This window comes from Streptomyces sp. S063 (assembly GCF_002832675.1).
In the GTDB taxonomy this organism is placed as follows: Bacteria; Actinomycetota; Actinomycetes; order Streptomycetales; family Streptomycetaceae; genus Streptomyces; species Streptomyces sindenensis.
In genome coordinates this window covers 5,613,617-5,630,114 of record NZ_CP021707.1, presented here as the reverse complement: position 1 = coordinate 5,630,114, position 16,498 = coordinate 5,613,617, and the positions used below count along the sequence as shown (strand labels likewise).

At 71.9% G+C, this 16,498-nt stretch carries 14 protein-coding genes; 5 read left to right on the top strand and 9 right to left on the bottom strand.

All coding sequences use genetic code 11. The features are described from left to right. The first annotated feature begins 25 nt into the window (after window positions 1–25). The gene (locus tag CCZ36_RS26005; protein ID WP_128818678.1) at window positions 26–298 is read left to right on the top strand and encodes a DUF397 domain-containing protein; all 273 of its coding nucleotides are present in this window, start codon (window positions 26–28) and stop codon (window positions 296–298) included. 60 nt (window positions 299–358) lie between these two features. Here CCZ36_RS26005 and CCZ36_RS26000 read toward each other — a convergent pair whose 3' ends face one another. The 3 genes from CCZ36_RS26000 to CCZ36_RS25990 all read right to left on the bottom strand — a co-directional run bounded on the left by CCZ36_RS26000 (window position 359) and on the right by CCZ36_RS25990 (window position 2,647). Further along, entirely contained in the window at window positions 359–601 is a 243-nt protein-coding gene (locus tag CCZ36_RS26000; protein WP_069739154.1) for a hypothetical protein, read from the bottom strand. A 198-nt stretch (window positions 602–799) separates the two neighbouring features. Continuing rightward, on the bottom strand, window positions 800–1,672 hold the full coding sequence (locus CCZ36_RS25995) for an AraC family transcriptional regulator (RefSeq protein ID WP_069739155.1): 873 nt from the start codon (window positions 1,670–1,672) through the stop codon (window positions 800–802). Window positions 1,673–1,696: 24 nt separating this feature from the next. After that, window positions 1,697–2,647 (bottom strand): NAD(P)-dependent oxidoreductase, encoded by a 951-nt coding sequence (locus CCZ36_RS25990; RefSeq protein ID WP_128818677.1) that lies wholly within the window; start codon window positions 2,645–2,647, stop codon window positions 1,697–1,699. Window positions 2,648–2,792: 145 nt separating this feature from the next. Between CCZ36_RS25990 and CCZ36_RS25985 the strand changes: the two genes are divergently transcribed. After that, window positions 2,793–3,380 (top strand): TetR/AcrR family transcriptional regulator, encoded by a 588-nt coding sequence (locus CCZ36_RS25985; protein WP_069739157.1) that lies wholly within the window; start codon window positions 2,793–2,795, stop codon window positions 3,378–3,380. Between the two features lie 80 nt (window positions 3,381–3,460). Next, a complete protein-coding gene (locus CCZ36_RS25980) occupies window positions 3,461–4,414 on the top strand; it encodes an ornithine cyclodeaminase family protein (RefSeq protein WP_069739158.1) in 954 nt (317 codons plus the stop codon). Window positions 4,415–4,519: 105 nt separating this feature from the next. Here the strand turns inward: CCZ36_RS25980 and CCZ36_RS25975 are convergent, their stop codons facing one another. After that, window positions 4,520–4,753, bottom strand: a complete 234-nt coding sequence (locus tag CCZ36_RS25975; protein ID WP_069739159.1) for a hypothetical protein — start codon at window positions 4,751–4,753, stop codon at window positions 4,520–4,522. 121 nt (window positions 4,754–4,874) lie between these two features. Here CCZ36_RS25975 and CCZ36_RS25970 point away from each other — a divergent pair, with 121 nt between their 5' ends. Together CCZ36_RS25970 and CCZ36_RS25965 are read left to right on the top strand one after the other, a co-directional pair. Continuing rightward, the gene (locus CCZ36_RS25970; protein WP_069739160.1) at window positions 4,875–5,885 is read left to right on the top strand and encodes a YdcF family protein; all 1,011 of its coding nucleotides are present in this window, start codon (window positions 4,875–4,877) and stop codon (window positions 5,883–5,885) included. A gap of 117 nt (window positions 5,886–6,002) precedes the next feature. Further along, on the top strand, window positions 6,003–8,297 hold the full coding sequence (locus CCZ36_RS25965) for a FlgD immunoglobulin-like domain containing protein (protein WP_069739161.1): 2,295 nt from the start codon (window positions 6,003–6,005) through the stop codon (window positions 8,295–8,297). Window positions 8,298–8,413: 116 nt separating this feature from the next. Here the strand turns inward: CCZ36_RS25965 and CCZ36_RS25960 are convergent, their stop codons facing one another. The 5 genes from CCZ36_RS25960 to CCZ36_RS25940 all read right to left on the bottom strand — a co-directional run bounded on the left by CCZ36_RS25960 (window position 8,414) and on the right by CCZ36_RS25940 (window position 16,451). After that, window positions 8,414–9,790, bottom strand: a complete 1,377-nt coding sequence (locus CCZ36_RS25960) for a hypothetical protein (RefSeq protein ID WP_069739162.1) — start codon at window positions 9,788–9,790, stop codon at window positions 8,414–8,416. A 58-nt stretch (window positions 9,791–9,848) separates the two neighbouring features. Further along, entirely contained in the window at window positions 9,849–12,950 is a 3,102-nt protein-coding gene (locus CCZ36_RS25955) for a glycoside hydrolase family 3 N-terminal domain-containing protein (RefSeq protein ID WP_069739163.1), read from the bottom strand. A 68-nt stretch (window positions 12,951–13,018) separates the two neighbouring features. After that, window positions 13,019–14,431 (bottom strand): GH1 family beta-glucosidase, encoded by a 1,413-nt coding sequence (locus tag CCZ36_RS25950; protein ID WP_128818676.1) that lies wholly within the window; start codon window positions 14,429–14,431, stop codon window positions 13,019–13,021. Between the two features lie 32 nt (window positions 14,432–14,463). Then, window positions 14,464–15,450, bottom strand: a complete 987-nt coding sequence (locus CCZ36_RS25945; protein ID WP_128818675.1) for an ABC transporter ATP-binding protein — start codon at window positions 15,448–15,450, stop codon at window positions 14,464–14,466. Further along, entirely contained in the window at window positions 15,447–16,451 is a 1,005-nt protein-coding gene (locus CCZ36_RS25940) for an ABC transporter permease (RefSeq protein WP_128818674.1), read from the bottom strand. The genes CCZ36_RS25945 and CCZ36_RS25940 overlap by 4 nt, the downstream gene beginning before the upstream one ends. Window positions 16,452–16,498: the final 47 nt, after the last annotated feature.

Below are 16,498 nucleotides of genomic sequence, written 5' to 3'. Positions count from 1 at the left end.
TGCTTGACGCACTGCTTGGAGAGACATGTCCCGCGCCGCACACCCCGCCCCTGGCCCCACCGCCCTCCACTGGTTCAAGTCCAGCTACAGCAACGGCGACGGCGGCAACTGCATCGAAGTCGCCTACCACTGGCGCAAGTCCAGTTACAGCAACGGTGACGGCGGCGACTGCGTCGAAATCGCCACCCACCCCGCCGCCGTCCACATCCGCGACTCCAAGGTGACCGACGGTCCCGTCCTCACCGTCGAGCCCGCCGCCTGGGACGCCTTCATCCACGGCAGCAGCGCCACCCTCTGAACGCCCGGCACCGCCCCGGTCGCCGCCGCGGCCGGGGCTGTTCGCTGTCCGCCCGCTATCTCAGTAGCGCACCCACAACTCGTACACGCCCGGCTTGCCCGCGAACGGGTTGCAGATGAAGACACGGCTCCAGAGGGCGTTGTCGGCGCCGGCGTTCCCCACCGCCTGGCACTCCGCCAGGCCGGCGTGGTGGCTCCGGAGGTAGAAGCCGGGGCCCGTCGCGGAGGCCGTCGAAGCGGTGCCGAGCAGCATCGCGCCGGCCGTCGCCACGGTCACCGCGAGAGCGGCAATACGTCTGCGCATGTCGGTAACTCCTTTTTCAGTCAACGCACATGACTGTGCGTCAGTGAATGAATGAGTCGAGCCGATCCGAACAGCGCGCGCCGCCAGGAGAAAGCTAGCGAGCCGGGCACGCCCGCACAATAGGTCTGGACCAATAGGTCACCGCATATGCCCCCTGGCCGTAAACCTCTGTCGTGCCGCATATTTCGCTCGGCACGGTCACCTTTCGGCCGACCGCTCCACCGGGATCCACAGCTCCGCCTCGGCCCGCTTCCCGTCCTCCGCCAGCCGCACCCGCAGGATCTCCGGGCCGGGCCGGGAAACGTACGGGTTCGACGGGAACCACTGCGTGAACACGTCCCGCCAGAGGTACTGGAGGGCCTGCGGGAACTCGCCCTCGCTCTCGAAGACCGCCCACGTGCCCGCCGGCACGTCCAGGGCGTCCAGGTCCTCCGGGGGCTCCACTGCGGTCACCGCCCCGTGCCAGTAGTCGAGTTCGGTGCCCTCCGCGCGGCTGGGGTCGAGCTGGTCGCTCACTCCGACGATGCCCGCCGGCTCCTGGTCCGAGAGGGCCGCGATGCGGTCCAGCTCCTCCCTGCCGATGCCGCGGATGAACTCCGCGATGGCCGGATTCGGTCCCTCGTGGATGAGCGGGACGCGGGCCTTCTTCCCGACCACCCGGAACGCGTTCTTCTCCACCAAGCCGTAGCGCATGGCGCTACTCCCTTCGACGACGAGTCGGAAGGTCAGGCGTTGCTGGGACCGCAGAACCGCGCCCGTGCGGCGCGCCTCGCCGGGGCCGATGCCGTGCACCGCCCGGAAGGCGCGGGCGAAGCCCTCCCCCGTGTCGTAGCCGTACCGCGTCGCCACGTCCAGCAGCGAACGGTCGCGGTCGCCGAGCACCTCCGCTCCCGCGACCGTCATGCGGCGGCGGCGGATGTACTCCGACAGCGGGAGCCCCGCGAGCGCGGAGAACATCCGGCGGAAGTGGTACTCCGACGTCATCGCGATCCGGGCGAGGTCCGCCGCCTCGATGCGCTCACCGAGGTGGGCCTCGATGTGCTCCATCGCGTCGTTCAGCCGTTCCAGCAACTCCTGGCTCCTTCCCTTGCCCGTTCACCGTAGGGACGGGCCATCCTGCCGGACCCGACCGTCCGTGCCCGGTTCGGTCGGGCCGCCGGGCCTCGCCAGCAGCTCCACCAGGGACGAGAAGCTGTCCTCGGCGCGGCCCGCTTCCATGCCCCGCCGGAACAGGCCGACGACCGCGGCAGGGAGGCTGGTGTCGACGCCCGCTTCGGTGTGGGTGCGCAGAACGTGCTCGGCGCTCGCCACTCCCATGGCCAGGCGGTCGACGTCCCCGTCGTGCACCCCGGCGTCGATGCGTTCGGCGTAGAAGGCGAAGAACTGGGCGAGCGAGTCCGCCGTGTCGGTGGCGTGCGGCAGGATGTCGGCAGCCGTCAGGCCGTTGGCACGGGCGAGGGCGACGGCCTGCCAGAAGCTCAGCATCGAGGTCCAGAACATGACCATACCGAGCTGGTAGGAGAGCGCGGCGAGCCCCGGGTCCTCACCCTGGTGCTCGAGCCGCCCCGTCAGCGTCTCGAGCACCGGCCGGTGCCGGTCGAACGCCTCGCGCGGCCCGCTGTAGAAGGTGGCCGCGTCGGGCTGCCCGATGCCGGAGGGCGGCGAGGTGACCCCGCCGGTGAGCTGTACGGCACCGCGTTCGACCGCCCGGCGCGCTCCGGCGCGGGCCTCCTCGGGCGTGGCGGAGGTGAGGTTGACCAACACCTTGCCGCTCAGGACCTGAGCGGCCGGCTCCAGTGCGGCATCGACCGCCACGTAGTCCGTGAGGCTGAGGATGACCACCTCGTTCGCCGCGACCGCGTCGGCGGGGCTCGGCGCGAGGACCGCGCCCCGGGCCACCAGGTCGTCCGCGCGGGAAGCTGTGCGGTTCCAGACCGTGACTGCGTAGCCGCGGTCGAGGAGGGCCGCGGCCATCGCCCGGCCCATGGGCCCCAGTCCCACGACGGTCACGGAACCCGTCGCCGCCTTGGTTATCGCTGCGTTCATTGCTGCCTCCGACGGTCGGGTCGGGGCAGGCGGAAGCCCCTCCGCCTCGTCACCCGACTAAAACGAACGCTCTATTCAGTGCGTGCCGAGAACGTAGCACAGCTCTAGAACGAACGCTCTACCCAATTCCCGCTACAGTGACGGCATGCAGACCAGCACCCGGGACCGGATCGTCGTGGCGACCGCACGCCTGCTCCAGCGGCAGGGGTACGTCGGCACCGGCATCAAGCAGATCGCCAAGGAGTCGCAGGCCACGCTCGGCTCGATCTACCACTTCTTCCCGGGCGGCAAGGAAGCCGTCGCCGTCGCCGCGATCCGCCACGGCGACCAGGAGTTCGCGGCGCTGCTGAAGGATGCGCTGGACAGCGAGCCCGAGCCGGCGGAGGCGGTGATCTCCTGCACCCGCCAGTTGGCGGCCGGGCTCAAGGAGTCGGGCTGGATCGACGGTTGTCCGGTGACGGCTGCGGCCCTGGAGACGCTCGGGGCCGACTCGGAGCTCCAGAAGGCGTGCGCCGACGCGCTGAACGGCTGGGAGCGACTCGTCCTCGGCAAACTGCTGGGCTGCGGATTCCCCGCGGACGACGCCCGGGAAGTGGCGACCACCGTCATCAGCGCCATCGAGGGCGCCGAGGTCACCGCCCAGGTCAACCGGAGCGAGGAACCCCTCCTGGCGGCGGGCCGCCAACTGGCCCGTCTCATCCGGTCGTACGGGATCGACGCGGCCGGCCGCTGACGCGTGACGTGGACGACGCCGGTTGCGGGGTGATCTTCTTGCCGGTTGCCCTGCCACGGCGTACGAGCGAAGGTGGCCCGGTGACCCTGCTGCTGACCCGTTCCCGCATCACCGACCTGCTCGACCCCGACACCGTGATGGCCGGGCTTCGTGCGGGATTCACCGCGCCCGCTCCGAAGGTCCGGCCGTTGCGGATCCGTACGGACCTGCCCGGTCCGGGTACGGCGACAGCGCTTCTGCCCGGGGTGATCGACGGGATCCCGGCCTACACGGTGAAGGTCAACGCGAAGTTTCCCGATGCGGTTCCCGCACTGCGGGGCCTCGTCTGCCTGCACGACCTGGCGGACGGAGAGTTGCTGGCCGTAATGGACTCGGCCTCGGTCACCGCTTGGCGCACCGGGCTTGCCGCGGCTCTGGCCACCCACGTGCTCGCCGACGAGCACACCGAGTCGGTGAGCGTCGTCGGTGCGGGCGCACAGGCCCGGATGGTGCTGCGGGGTCTCGTCCGCCTGCGCACGGTGTCCAGGCTGACCGTGTGCGACACCGACCCCGTGCGGGCGGCCACTTTCGCTGCGGAACACGAAGAGCTTCTGGGCATTCCGGTCGAGACGGTCGTCGAGCCTCGGAGCGCCGCCGCGCGCGCGGACATCGTCGTCCTCGCGACCTGGTCACGCATCCCCCTGCTGGCTGCCGCCGATCTGCGCCCGGGAATGCACGTCACCACGCTCGGCGCGGATGAGCCCGGCAAGATCGAAATCGCCGCAGACGCACTGCGACGCGCCCGCACCGTGGTCGACGACCGTGAACTCGCCGTCTCCATGGGGGCGCTCGGCAACACCGGGCTGAGCGCCGACGCCGCGCACGCGTCTCTCGGGCAGGTGCTCGGCGGTGAGCGGGCGGGCCGCGAATCGAGCGACCAGATCACCGTCTACGCCCCCGTCGGACTGCCCTGGCAGGACCTCGCCCTGGCCTGGCCCGTCTACCGGGCCGCCGCCGGAGCGGGCTCCTGCCCGCAGGTCGACTTTCTGGCCTGACCCGGGGCGCACGGCCGGCCGAGCCCGCCCGCGGAACGCCGGGGAACGGCCAAAAGGGGGATGGGGGCGGTCTTTCGGCCGCCCCCATCGCCGTTCCGATCCGGTTCAGCTGAGCTTGGCGTCTTCCACGGTGCTGGTGACGGTGCCCGCGGTGGAGGTGGTGGCCCCGGCCGCGCCGTCGACCAGCTTGCCGAGGTCGCCGACGTCGTCCAGCGCGCCCAGGGAGAGGGCCGGTTCGGCCGCGTGCGCGGAGTCCGCGCCTCCCGGGTGCGGGGCGATGGCGGCGATGACCGCTCCGGTGGCGAGGGTGACGGCGGCGAGTACGCTTCGCTTCTTCATGCCCCGTTCAACGGCCGGAACCCCGCAAAGGGCACGCCCCGATTCCTGGCGGCTTCTCCCCCGCACGCCTCGCCCCCACCTCGCCGTGAACGGCCGCCGGTGCGCTGCCTAATCTGTGCCCATGGTGGTCTACGCCCCCGCGGCGCTCCTCTTCCTCGTCTTCTGTGTGAGCGTGCTGCGCGAGCGCCGGAAGTTCAGCAACGCCGTCATCCTGGGGCTCGCCCTGCTCTGTGCGCTGGCGGCCTCGCTGTACCGGCTGGTCGCGTCCGATTCCGCCTGGGCTCCGGTCGCCCTGTGGTCGCTGCTGGTCCTGGGCGCGGTGGCCGTGCTCGTGCTGACGTGCTTCCTGTTCCTCAACGGCGTACGCATGGTGCGCAAGGAGGGCCGGAGCCCGTCCAACCTGCTGTCCCTGCTGGCCGCCCTGGCCTCTCTCGCCGTCGTCGCCCTGCTGGTCACCGCCGCCGTGCTGCGGACTCCGGTGCTGATCGGGGCGGCGACGGCGGCGGGCGGGCTGGCGGTCTACTTCTCGTTCCTGTTCCTGTGCTTCGTCTGTTACGGGTTCCTCTACGGGCGGCTCCGTGTGCGCCGCAAGGCCGACTTCGTGGTGGTGCTCGGTTCCGGTCTCGTCGGCGGTTCCACCGTTCCGCCGCTGCTCGCGAGCCGGCTGAAGCGGGGGCAGGACGTGCATGCCCGGCTCTCCGCACGCGGCGGGTCGCCCGTCCTCATCACCTCGGGCGGGCAGGGGCCGGACGAGGACCTGCCCGAGTCCCACGCCATGGCCGACCACCTGGTGGCCCAGGGGTTCCCCGCGCATCTCATCGAGCGGGAGGACCGGTCGACGAACACCGAGGAGAACCTGCGGTTCAGCAAGGCGATCATGGAGAGGGCGAAGCCCGACTACCGGTGCGTCGTCGTCACGAACAACTACCACGCCTTCCGTGCCGCGCTCACCGCCCGCCGGGTCCGGATCCGGGGCCAGGTGGTGGGCTCGCCGACCGCCGGGTACTTCTGGCCCAACGCCACGCTCCGCGAGTTCGCCGCGATCCTCGTGGACTACCGGCGGAGCAACGCGGTGATGTGCGTGCTGATCGTCCTCGGCGGGGTGGCCGCCTGGTGGGCGAGCTGGAGGTAGGGGCTCCCTCGCGTCACCCGTTGCGCATGTTCTGCGCACAACTCCCCCACATATGCATAAGGTTGATCGCGTCGCATCGCAGATGCGCACCATCGGTCAACTGACAAGGGGGGTCAGGTGTCCCGACACCTGTACACGAACAGCCGCAGCCGGCGTACCGGGCGGACCGCAGGAGCGGCAGCCGTGGCGGTGGTCCTGGCGGCAGGGCTCGCCACCGCGCTGCCGGCCACGGCACACGCCACCGGGAAGGGGGAGGCGGCCGAAGTCCTGATACCCGCGCCCGACGCCTTCGGCGAGGGCCCGGAGAAGATCCTGGCGACCGGCAGGTACGGCGTGCTGCACCGCGAGGGCGGCGACTACCTCTGGACGAACTCGTACAACAGACGGACCAGGGTCGTCACCGAGCTGGCGGGCGTGCCGGAGAACCTGCTCGTGGGGGGCCACGACGAGCACAACCGGGCGATCTACACCCAGCAGCGCGCGGACGGCGGGACGGACATCGTCCGGATCGGCATCGAGGACCCGGCCTTCACCCACACCTCCACCGTGCCCGCCCAGTACCGCAATCTCCGCTTCGCGGCCGGCTGGACGATCGCCACCGTCGACAAGGGCGACGGCACGTACGAGATGCGGGTGCCCCGCGGCGGGGATCCGTCGGCGGATCCCCTCGTGCGGCTGCCCGCCGGAGCGACCACGGACGCCGTGCCCGTGGTGCTCGGCGGGCAGGGCAGCGAGGTCCTCATCGGCTACCGGCTGGCGGACGGCTCGCCGGGCTACGGCATCCTCACCGCGTACGACGGCCGGGTGAAACCGCTGCCGGTGACCGGTGACGCGAGCAGCTTCCGCATCACCCAGATGAACGTCAGCTGGTTCTCGCGGAACGGCAGCGGGGGTCAGGGCGTCCGGATACTCCCGCGCAGCGGCACGGGCACGCCCCAGGTCGTCCCGCTGGACACCCGGTCCCCGGACAGCGAGGTCACCGCGTTCGTGGTGCGGGACAGCATCGTCTGGCACGAAGGCCTCGGCGGCGCTCTGCGTCTCACACCCCACGCCGGCGTGGACACCGAGCGCACGCTCCTGCCCACCGTGGAGTTCGCCCAGCTCCGGGCCGAGGGGTACGGGGGCGTACTGGCCCTGGGCAAGGACGCCGACGGCGGCCGGGCCATCCACTCGTTCAGCCAGGACGGCAGCGGAACCGTCTTCGACCTGGTGATGCGGGAGGTGCCCGAGGTCAAGACGGCGGACGGTGAGATCGGGGCGCTGAGCCTCGACCGGGGGCGGCTGCGGTTCGTCAACTCGCTGGTCGGGAAGGACACGTTGCACGGCAGGGCGGTCGGGACCGGCCTCGACCCGGCGGAGGGCGACCGGCTCGCCGACTTCCCCGGTCTCGCGGCGGGCCGGTTCGCCGACGGTACGGACGAGGGCCTGGCCCGGCTGGTCACCGACCCGGCCACCGGCAGGGACACGCTGGTCACCGGCGACGACCCGGAGCAGCCGTCCGAGGGCCTGGTTCTGCCCGGCACGGGCGGCCGGATCCTCGACACGTCACCGGAGTTCGTGCTGTACGAGGCGGGCGGGCGGCAGTACGTCGTCGACATCGCCCGCGACCTCGTCGTCCGGGACCAGCGGGCACAGGGCGCGACGCTGGCCGAGGACCGGCTGTACAAGTCGGCGCCCGGCAAGCCCGGCACGGTGAACGTGGTCGATCCGCGATCCGGGCGGGCGACCGCGAGCCACGACCTCGGCGTCGACTGTGTGCCGAGCGAACTCCAGCGCAGCGGGACCCTGCTGTACTGGAGCTGTGCCGCCCAGGACGCGGCGGGCGTGTACGACACGGCGACCCACCGCGACTACCCCGCCCCGGTGTCCCGGGTCCTCCTCGGCGACCGGTTCCTGGCCGCGCGCGAGGCGTCCGGGGATCTGCGCCTGACCGCTCTGCGCCCCGACGGCTCCACCGGCGACCTGGGCACGGTCACCGGCCTCAAGCCGGCCACGGACGACGACGGGCGCGGCACGACGTGGACCCTGGACGCGGCGGCGGGCAAGCTCGCCTGGGTCGGGACCGACGACACCCTTCACGTCACCGCCCCGCAGCAGGCCGTCTCCCCGCCGGTCGTCACCCACTCCGCCGTTCCCGCCACCTCGGCGGGCGAATGGAGCGCCGCCTGGTGGCTGTCCAAGCCCGCCGCGTCCTGGAAGGTGACACTGGTGCGCCGCTCGACCGGTGAGACCGTCCGCACCTGGACGGGCGAGGACACGCGCGGCACCGTACGGGTCGACTGGGACGGTACGTCCGGCTCCGGCGATCCGGTTCCGGAGGGCGGCTACACCTGGCGGCTGACCGCCGTCCCGGCGGACGGCTCGGGCGACGACGTCACGGCATCGGGCACCTTGCGGGTCACAGCAGGCTGAGCGGGTACGGCCCGGGGGCGGCGTCCGCCGCCCCCGGGGCCCCCGTGGGCCCCGGGCCCCGGCTGAGGGGATCCACCGGAACCCGGGGCGCTGAGGGAGATCGTGATGCCGGGGCCTCAGAAGCCTCCGCCGTCGAAGCCGCCCCCGAAGCCTCCGCCGTCACCGAAGCCGCCTCCGCCGAATCCGGAGGAGTCGAAGTCGGAGCCGGAGAAGTCGCCGCCGCCCCAGTCGCCGCCCGCGCCGCCGTCGCCGAAGTCACCGCCGCCGTACTCGGAGGCGTACGCCGGGGTGGCGAGCATCGAGCCGAGCATGGTGCCGACGAGGAGGCCGGGGAGCAGGCCGCCGCCGAAGTAGCCGCCCGCCCAGGGGCCGTATGCCGGGCCCGCTTCCCAGTACGGGCGGCGGTTGCCGTCACCGACGTCGACCGTGCGGCTCATGGGGTCCTCGCCCCGGCTCAGGCGGACCTCGTCCGCGCCGCAGACCGGGACCTCGCGGGCCGCGCCGCCGGACGGGGTCCAGAGCACGTCGGTGACCGAGGGGCCGTGGCGGGGGTCGAAGAAGCACGGCGGGCGACGGGCCGGGATCGCCCTGCCGGTGCGGCGGGCCTCCAGGACCGCGAGGGAGTGGCGGCCGTCCTCCAGGGACTGGGTGACCCGGCGCACGTCCGAGGGGTGGGTGGCCCGGTCCATCGTGGTCTTGGCGCTCTCGTAGGAGTCGAGGGCCCGTTCGTAGTCGGCGCGCATGGTGTCGTCCGCGCCCTTCTCGGCCGGGTGGAAGTCCAGGCGTTCCAGGGTTTCGCCGTACGCGGTGATGTCCTCGTCGACGACGACCCGGAGCTTGTCGAGGGCGGCGCGCTCCTCTTCCTCCTTGCGGCGCTTGTTCCGGCGGGAGACCGCGTACGCGCCGGCGCCGCCCGCCGCGACGAGTGCGCCGAGCGTGATCAGGCCGCCGACCGGGGCCCCGGGCCCGTCCGCCGCGCCTCCGCCGGACCAGGAGGCGGGGGCGGTGCCCCGGGCCTGTTCGACGGCGCGGTCGACGAAGGCGTTGAGCTGGGCGTCGGCGTTGCCGGCGGTGGTGGGGTTCTCCACGGCGGCGGTGAGGTTCTCGACCGCCCGGGTGGGCATGACCTGCGGGTCCGCGCCCGCGTCGAAGCCGCCGCCGAGGCGGATCGCGTAGACGCCGGTGATGCCGGTGTCGCTGCGCAGGGTCTGGAGGAGGCCTTCCTCGGGGAAGGCCGGGGTATCAGGGAGGACGGCGACGAAGACCGGCTTGTCGGCGTTCGTGATCTTGTCTTCCAGGGCCTTCTCGTCAGCGACGGAGAGCTGATCGCGGGCGCCCGGGTCCACGTACACCGGGTCGTCGCGCAGGGCCTGGGCGGCGTCCTGAATGGTGGCGGCCGGGGCCGCCGACGCGGGGGAGGTGAGGGCGAGAGCCGCTGCCGCGAAGATGAGCAGCAGGCCCGCCAACAGCGCGGGGAAGAGCCTTTTCCTCATACTTAACGCTACTCCAGACGGGCGACGAACGCCGTCGCCCGTCCGGAGAGCGGGGTGCCTACGCGGCTCGGTAGGCCGTGCGCAGCTTGGCCACCGCGCCCGTCAGGTCACCCGTGAGCAGCAGGTGGTCCGCCTCCGCGAAGGGCGCCGCGACCGCCTGGCCGAACGTGCCGTCGATCTTCTGCTGGACCAGCAGCCGGGCCTGGTCCACGATCGCCTTGCCCGCCGGGGTCTTCCCCAGCTTCGCCTTCTCGGCGACCTGGGCGGCCACGGCGAGGGCCGTGAGGGTCAGCTCACCCCCGGCCGGGGGCTTCTTCAGGGTGGTCAGGCCCCAGCCGTACGGGAACTGGGGGTCGTACGTGGCGTCCCCTACGTTGATCGGGAGCTGGGCCTCCGACTTCGGCCAGGTCACCGGGAGCTGCCCGGTGAAGGCGCGCTTGCCGTAGAGCACGTCGGCCACGCCGTCGCCCTCGGAGCCCGGCAGCCAGGAGGCGATCAGGGCGTCCATGTCCCCGAGCTGGTCGCCGATGAGCTGGGGGCGTCCGGAGACGATGAGGACGGCGCACTTCATGGCCGCGCAGACCGTGTCCACGGCTGCCTTGTCGGCCGCCGTCAGCTCCAGGTCGTGGCCGTTGCCGACGTCCCCGATGCCCTCGGCGTACGGGGTCTCGCCGACGACCACCACACCGACGTCGTAGCCGTCCGTGGCGGCCGAGGCGTCGCGGGAGTACATGACCGAGTCGGGGTCCTTCGCCGCCTTCTTCATCCCCTCCAGGATCGTCGTGCCCGGGGTGATCCTGCCGGAGGAGCCCTGCCAGCTGATCGTCCAGCCGCCGGCCTGGTTGCCGATGTCGTCGGCGTTGGACCCGGCGACGTACACCTTCTGGTTCGGCTTGAGGGGCAGGACCGCCCCGTCGTTCTTCAGGAGCACCTGCGACTTCGCGACCGCCTCCCGGGCCACCGCGCGGTGTTCGGCCGAACCGACCTTGCCGAGGTGGGTGGTGTCCGCGTACGGCTTCTCGAAGAGGCCCAGGCGGAACTTCTGGGTGAGGATGCGGGCGACCGCGTCATCGACGCGGGCCTCGCTGATCCGGCCCGCCGTCACCTCGTCCTCGAGCGTCTTGGTGAAGTCCTGGTACGCCGTCGGGACCATGATCATGTCGAGTCCGGCGTTGACGGAGGTACGGACGTCGCTCGGGTAGTCGCCGGGGATCTGGTCGATGGCCTGCCAGTCGCTGATGACGAAGCCCTCGAAGCCCATCCGGTCCTTGAGGACGCCGTTGATCATCTCGGCGTTGGCGTGCATCTTCACCGGGCCCTGACCGTCGCCCAGGATGTCGAGGGAGGAGTACGACGGCATGATCGTGCCGACGCCCCGCTTCACCGACTCCTCGAACGGCGACAGGTGCACCGCTTCCAGCTCCTGGCGGGTGACCTCGGTGATGCCCTGGTCGGTCGTGTACGAGCCGGTGGTGGAGGAGCCGAATCCGGTGCCGCCGTCGCCGACGAAGTGCTTGGCGCTGCCGAGCACCTTGTCGTTGCGGTGCAGGTCCTTGCCGGACGGGCTGCCCTGCATGCCCTGGATGACGGTCTCCATGGCCTCGACGAGGGCCGGGTCCTCGCCGAACGCCTCGTAGCTGCGGCCCCAGCGTTCGTCGCGGGTGACGCAGACGCAGGGGGCGAAGTCCCACGGTACGCCGGTGGAGCGGACTTCCTTCGCGGTGACCGCACCGGTCTTCTCGGCGCTCTTCGGGTCACGGCCCGCGCCGATGCCGATGTTGTGCGGCATGATCGTCGCGCCGACGACGTTGTTGTGGCCGTGCACCGCGTCCACGCCGTAGATCAGCGGGATCTGGAAGCGGGTGGCCTGGGCGCGCAGCTGGTAGGCGTCGACCATCTTGGCCCAGGCCGCCGCCGTGTTCGGGGTGGGGACCGAGCCGCCGCCGGAGAGCAGCGAGCCGAGGTCGTAGGCGGCGATGTCACCGGGGGCGCGGAGCGCGTTGCGCTCGGCCTGGGTCATCTGGCCGGCCTTCTCGGCGAGCGACATCCGGCCCAGCAGGTCCGCCACCCGCTGCTTCACCGGCAGCTTGGCGTTCTGGTAGGGGAGTCCATGGGCGTCGATGACGACCTGCGGGTTCTCCCGGGGGGCCTTCGCTCCGGTGACGGTCAGCTCCAGCGGGATCGTCTTCGCCTCGGCGGGCTTCGACGCCTTCGCCGTGCGCACAGTGACCTTGTGGGTGGTGCCGGAGGCGGTGCCGGCGGGGAAGGTGTGGCTGCCGGTGACCGGGGTGTAGTCCTTGCCGGCCTCCGCCGTGCCGCCCTCGGTGGTGTACGCGACGGTCACCGGCTCCTCGGTGGGGACGGAGCCGGTGGTGGCGACGGAGAGCGTCAACTCGGCGGTCGCGCCGTTCTTCACCGGGCGTACGGCCGTGTCGGTGACCACGCTCGCGGTGAGCGCCGGGTCCGCCTTGCCGTACAGCTCGACCGCGTCCAGGGCGAATTCGCCGGGCGCTCCGCCGGGGAGGGTGAGGGCGTAGCCCCACATCTCGTTCAGGCCCAGGACCTGGTCGATACCGCCGACGGGCTGGTAGTCGGCGCGGTAGACGAAGTCCGCGAAGGGGATCTCGACGAGGTGCCAGCCCTCCCAGTCGTCGGTGAAGGAGGTCGTCCACAGCTCGGACGCGCCGCCGTTGGCGCCGCCGTCCTTGATCTCGAAGTTGACGCGCTTGCCCGAACCGGGCGGCAGGGGTGCGGTGTTCTGGCCGTACCACCAGAAGCGGATGCCCTGGTGGGCGGTCCAGTTCTGCGGCGGGGTGTCCACGGCGAACTCGTGGCTGAACCCGCCGTACGCGCTGATGTCGTAGGAGCCTTCGAGGACCTGCTCGCCCTCGGGGGCGTCGGCGCGTCTCGCCAGCTCGATCCGCGGGTGGTCGTCCGCGTCGCCGCCCCAGGTGAAGATGGCGTCGGCGGGCGGGGTGTTGCCGAGCGGCACCTCGCCCTCGAAGCGGTCGATGAGGACGGGGGCGGGTTCGTCGGCCGCGGCCGCGGGGCCGGTGGCCGACCCGGCGAGCAGGGTGGCCAGGACGGCTGCGGCGGCGAAGGCGGCCGTCGCGGGTCTGCTTCTGCCCTTGCGGGGGCGGGCGTACGGAATGCGGGGCATTTTCGGGAGCGCTCTCTTTCCGGGGTCGGGGGTGTCGAACGTCGTCATGGATCAGGGGTGTCGGTGCGCTACGCGGTGTCGTCGCGGGTGAGGCGGATCGTGTCGCGGTACCACTTGGCGCTGTCCTTGAGCGTGCGGGCCTGGGTGTCGTAGTCGACGCGGACGATGCCGAAACGCTTGGCGTAGCCGTAGGCCCACTCGAAGTTGTCCATCAGCGACCAGGCGAAGTAGCCCCGGACGTCGGCCCCTTGGGCGCGGGCGGCGACGACGGCGGCGATGTGGTCGGCGAGGTAGGCCGTGCGGTCGGCGTCGGGGACGGAGCCGTCGGCGGCGACCGTGTCGTCGAAGGCCGCACCGTTCTCCGTGATGACGGTCGGCAGCCCGTAGTCGCGCTCCAACCGCACCAGCAGATCGGTGAGTTCGGCCGGGGTGATCTCCCAGTCCATCGCGGTTCGCGGCAGGTCGCGGTCCACGGCCCGGACGACCGGCAGCCCTTCGGCGTCGAGCGGCGAGCCGTCCTCGGTGACGCCGGAGAACTGCATGCCCCGGTAGAAGTTGACGCCGAGCACGTCGAGCGGCGTGGCGATGGCGGCCAGATCGCCGTCTCGGACCGGGAGTTCGATGTGCTGGGCGGCCAGGTCCGCGACGATGTCCTCGGGATAGCGGGCGTGGACGAGCGGGTCGAGGTAGAGCCGGGTCCCCATGCCGTCGGCGCGGCGGCACGCCTCGCGGTCGGCCTCGCTGCCGGTCTCCGGGGTCGCGGTGCCGAGGTTGAGGGTGATGCCCAGCTCCAGCGGGTTGTCCCCGGCCGCGTCGCGCAGCGCGCCGGCGGCGAGGCCGTGGCCCAGGAGCAGATGGTGGACGGCGGCCATGGCGTCGGCCGGGTCGCGGCGGCCGGGGGCGTGCAGTCCGTAGGCGTAACCGAGCATCGCCGAGCACCAGGGCTCGTTGAGCGTGGTCCAGTGCTCGACCCGGTCACCGAGGGCCTCGTAGGCGAGGGAGGCGTACTCCGCGAAGCGCAGGGCGGTGTCGCGCGCGGGCCAGCCGCCCGCGTCCTCCAACTCCTGCGGCAGGTCCCAGTGGTAGAGCGTGATCCAGGGGGTGACGCCGCGCCCCGAGAGCTCTTCGATCAGCCGCTTGTAGAAGTCCAGCCCCTTCCGGTTGGCGGGGCCCCGGCCGCCCGGCTGGATGCGGGGCCAGGCGAGCGAGAAGCGGTACGTGTCCACGCCCAGGCCCGCGATCAGCTCCACGTCCTCGGGCATCCGGTGGTAGTGGTCGCAGGCCATGTCGCCGTGCTCGCCGCCCTCCACCGCCCCGGGGACCCGGCAGAAGGTGTCCCAGATGGACGGGGTGCGGCCGTCCTCGGCGGCGGCCCCCTCGATCTGGTACGAGGAGGTGGCGACGCCCCAGCGGAAATCGGCGGGGAGCCCGCGCACCGGGGCCGGGACGAGGATGCGCTGAGGAGTGGTGGCGAGGTTCATCGGTCTCCGTACGTAGCAGGGGAGGATCCGGGTCAGGCGTGCAGATGGCAGGCGACCGTCCGGCCGGGTCCGTCGGCGGGCGGGGCGAGCGGCGGGATCTGCCCGGCGCACGGGGCGAAGGCCTTGCCGCAGCGCGGGTGGAAGGCGCAGCCGGTGGGCATCGCGGAGAGGTGCGGCGGGGAGCCGGGGATGCCGGTCAGTTCTCGGCGCGGGCCGTGGAGCGCGGGGAAGGAGTGGAGGAGCCCGTCGCTGTAGGGGTGGCGGGGGTCGCGGTAGATCTCCGCAGCGCCCGCCTGCTCCACGATGCGGCCCCCGTACATGATCGCGATCCGGTCCGAGAATTCGATCAGGAGGGAGATGTCGTGGGTGATGAACACGACCGAGAAGTTCAGCTGTTCCCTCAACCGGACGAGCCGCCGCAGGATCTGCCGCTGCATGACGACGTCGAGCGCGGTGGTCGGCTCGTCCATGATGACGATCTCGGGTTCCAGGGCGAGCGCCATGGCGATCATCACGCGCTGGCGCATCCCGCCGGAGAGCTGGTGCGGGTAGGCGGCGAGCCGGTCGGCGGAGATGCCGACGAGATCCAGCAACTCCTTCGCGCGGTCCGTGCGTTGGCGCTTCTTCAACTCGGGTCGGTGGGCGGCGAGGACGTCGGTGAGCTGACTGTGGACCGTGTGCACCGGGTTGAGGGAGTTCATCGCCCCCTGGAAGACGATGGACAGCTCCTGCCAGCGGAAGGCGCGCAGCTGCCGCGGGGCGAGGGAGAGGATGTCGACGTGGTCGCCACCGGGGCGGTGGTAGTGGACCTCTCCCCCGGTGATCACGCCGGGCGGGGACAGCAGCCGGGTCACGGCGTAGGCGAGCGTCGACTTGCCGGAGCCCGACTCCCCGGCCAGGCCGAGGACTTCGCCCCGGTTCAGGGTGAGGTCGATGTCGCGCAGGGCGTGGACGGCGCCCGCGTCGGTGCCGTAGTCGACGTTGAGTCCGCTGATGGTCAGGACCGGCTCGGCGCTCATGGGCGCGGCTCCTTGCTGCTGTGCTCGCGGGGTCCGCCGCCGGTGGACTTCCGGGCGACCGGAGTGAAGCCGACGCGCATCCTCACCTTCCGGGAGGAGCCGGTGGCGGTGCGCAGGCGGGGGTTGACGAACTCGTCGATGCCGAAGTTGATGAGGGCGAGCGCGGTGCCCAGCAGGGCGATGCACAGGCCGGCCGGGACGAACCACCACCAGGCTCCCTGGGCGAGGGCCTGGTTGGACTGGGCCCAGAAGAGGACGGTGCCCCAGTTCCAGTGGGAGATGTCGGCGACGCCGATGAAGGCGAGGGTGATCTCGGTGAGGACGGCGAAGATGACCGTGCCGACGAAGCCGGAGGCGATGACGGCGGTCAGGTTCGGCAGGATCTCGAAGAGGATGATGCGCGGGGTCGACTCGCCGGTGGCGCGGGCGGCCTCCACGTAGTCGCGGTGGCGCAGCGACAGGGTCTGGGCTCGCAGGATCCGCGATCCCCAGGCCCAGGAGGTCAGGGCGATGGCGACGGCGATGACGAGGTCGCCGGTGTCGGGGACGAAACTGGCGACGATGATGATCAACGGGAGTCCGGGCAGCACCAGGAAGATGTTGGAGAGCGCGGAGAGGATCTCGTCGACCGCTCCGCCGAGGAACCCGGCGCTGACCCCGATCAGGACGGACAGCGCGGTGGCGATGGCGGCGGCGAGCAGTCCGACGACGAGGACGCCCCGGGTGCCGACGAGGATCTGCGAGAAGACGTCCTGCCCGGTGTGCGTGGTGCCGAACCAGTGGTCGCCGGAGGGCGGTTGGAGGAGCTGGTCGCTCATGGCGTCGGGGTCGTAGGGGGCGAGCCAGGGCCCGGCGACGGCCAGCAGGACGAAGAACGCCAGGATGATCAGGCCGGTGCGGGTCTTGCCGCCGCGCAGGAACCGGAGCCGGGCCCGGCGGGTGGGAGCCGTGGGCGGGGGCGCGTCGTCGAGGACGGCGACGTCGGTGGCGGTGATGGACATGGGGCCTCAGGCCTTCCGGGTACGGGGGCGGGCGGCGCGGACGCGGG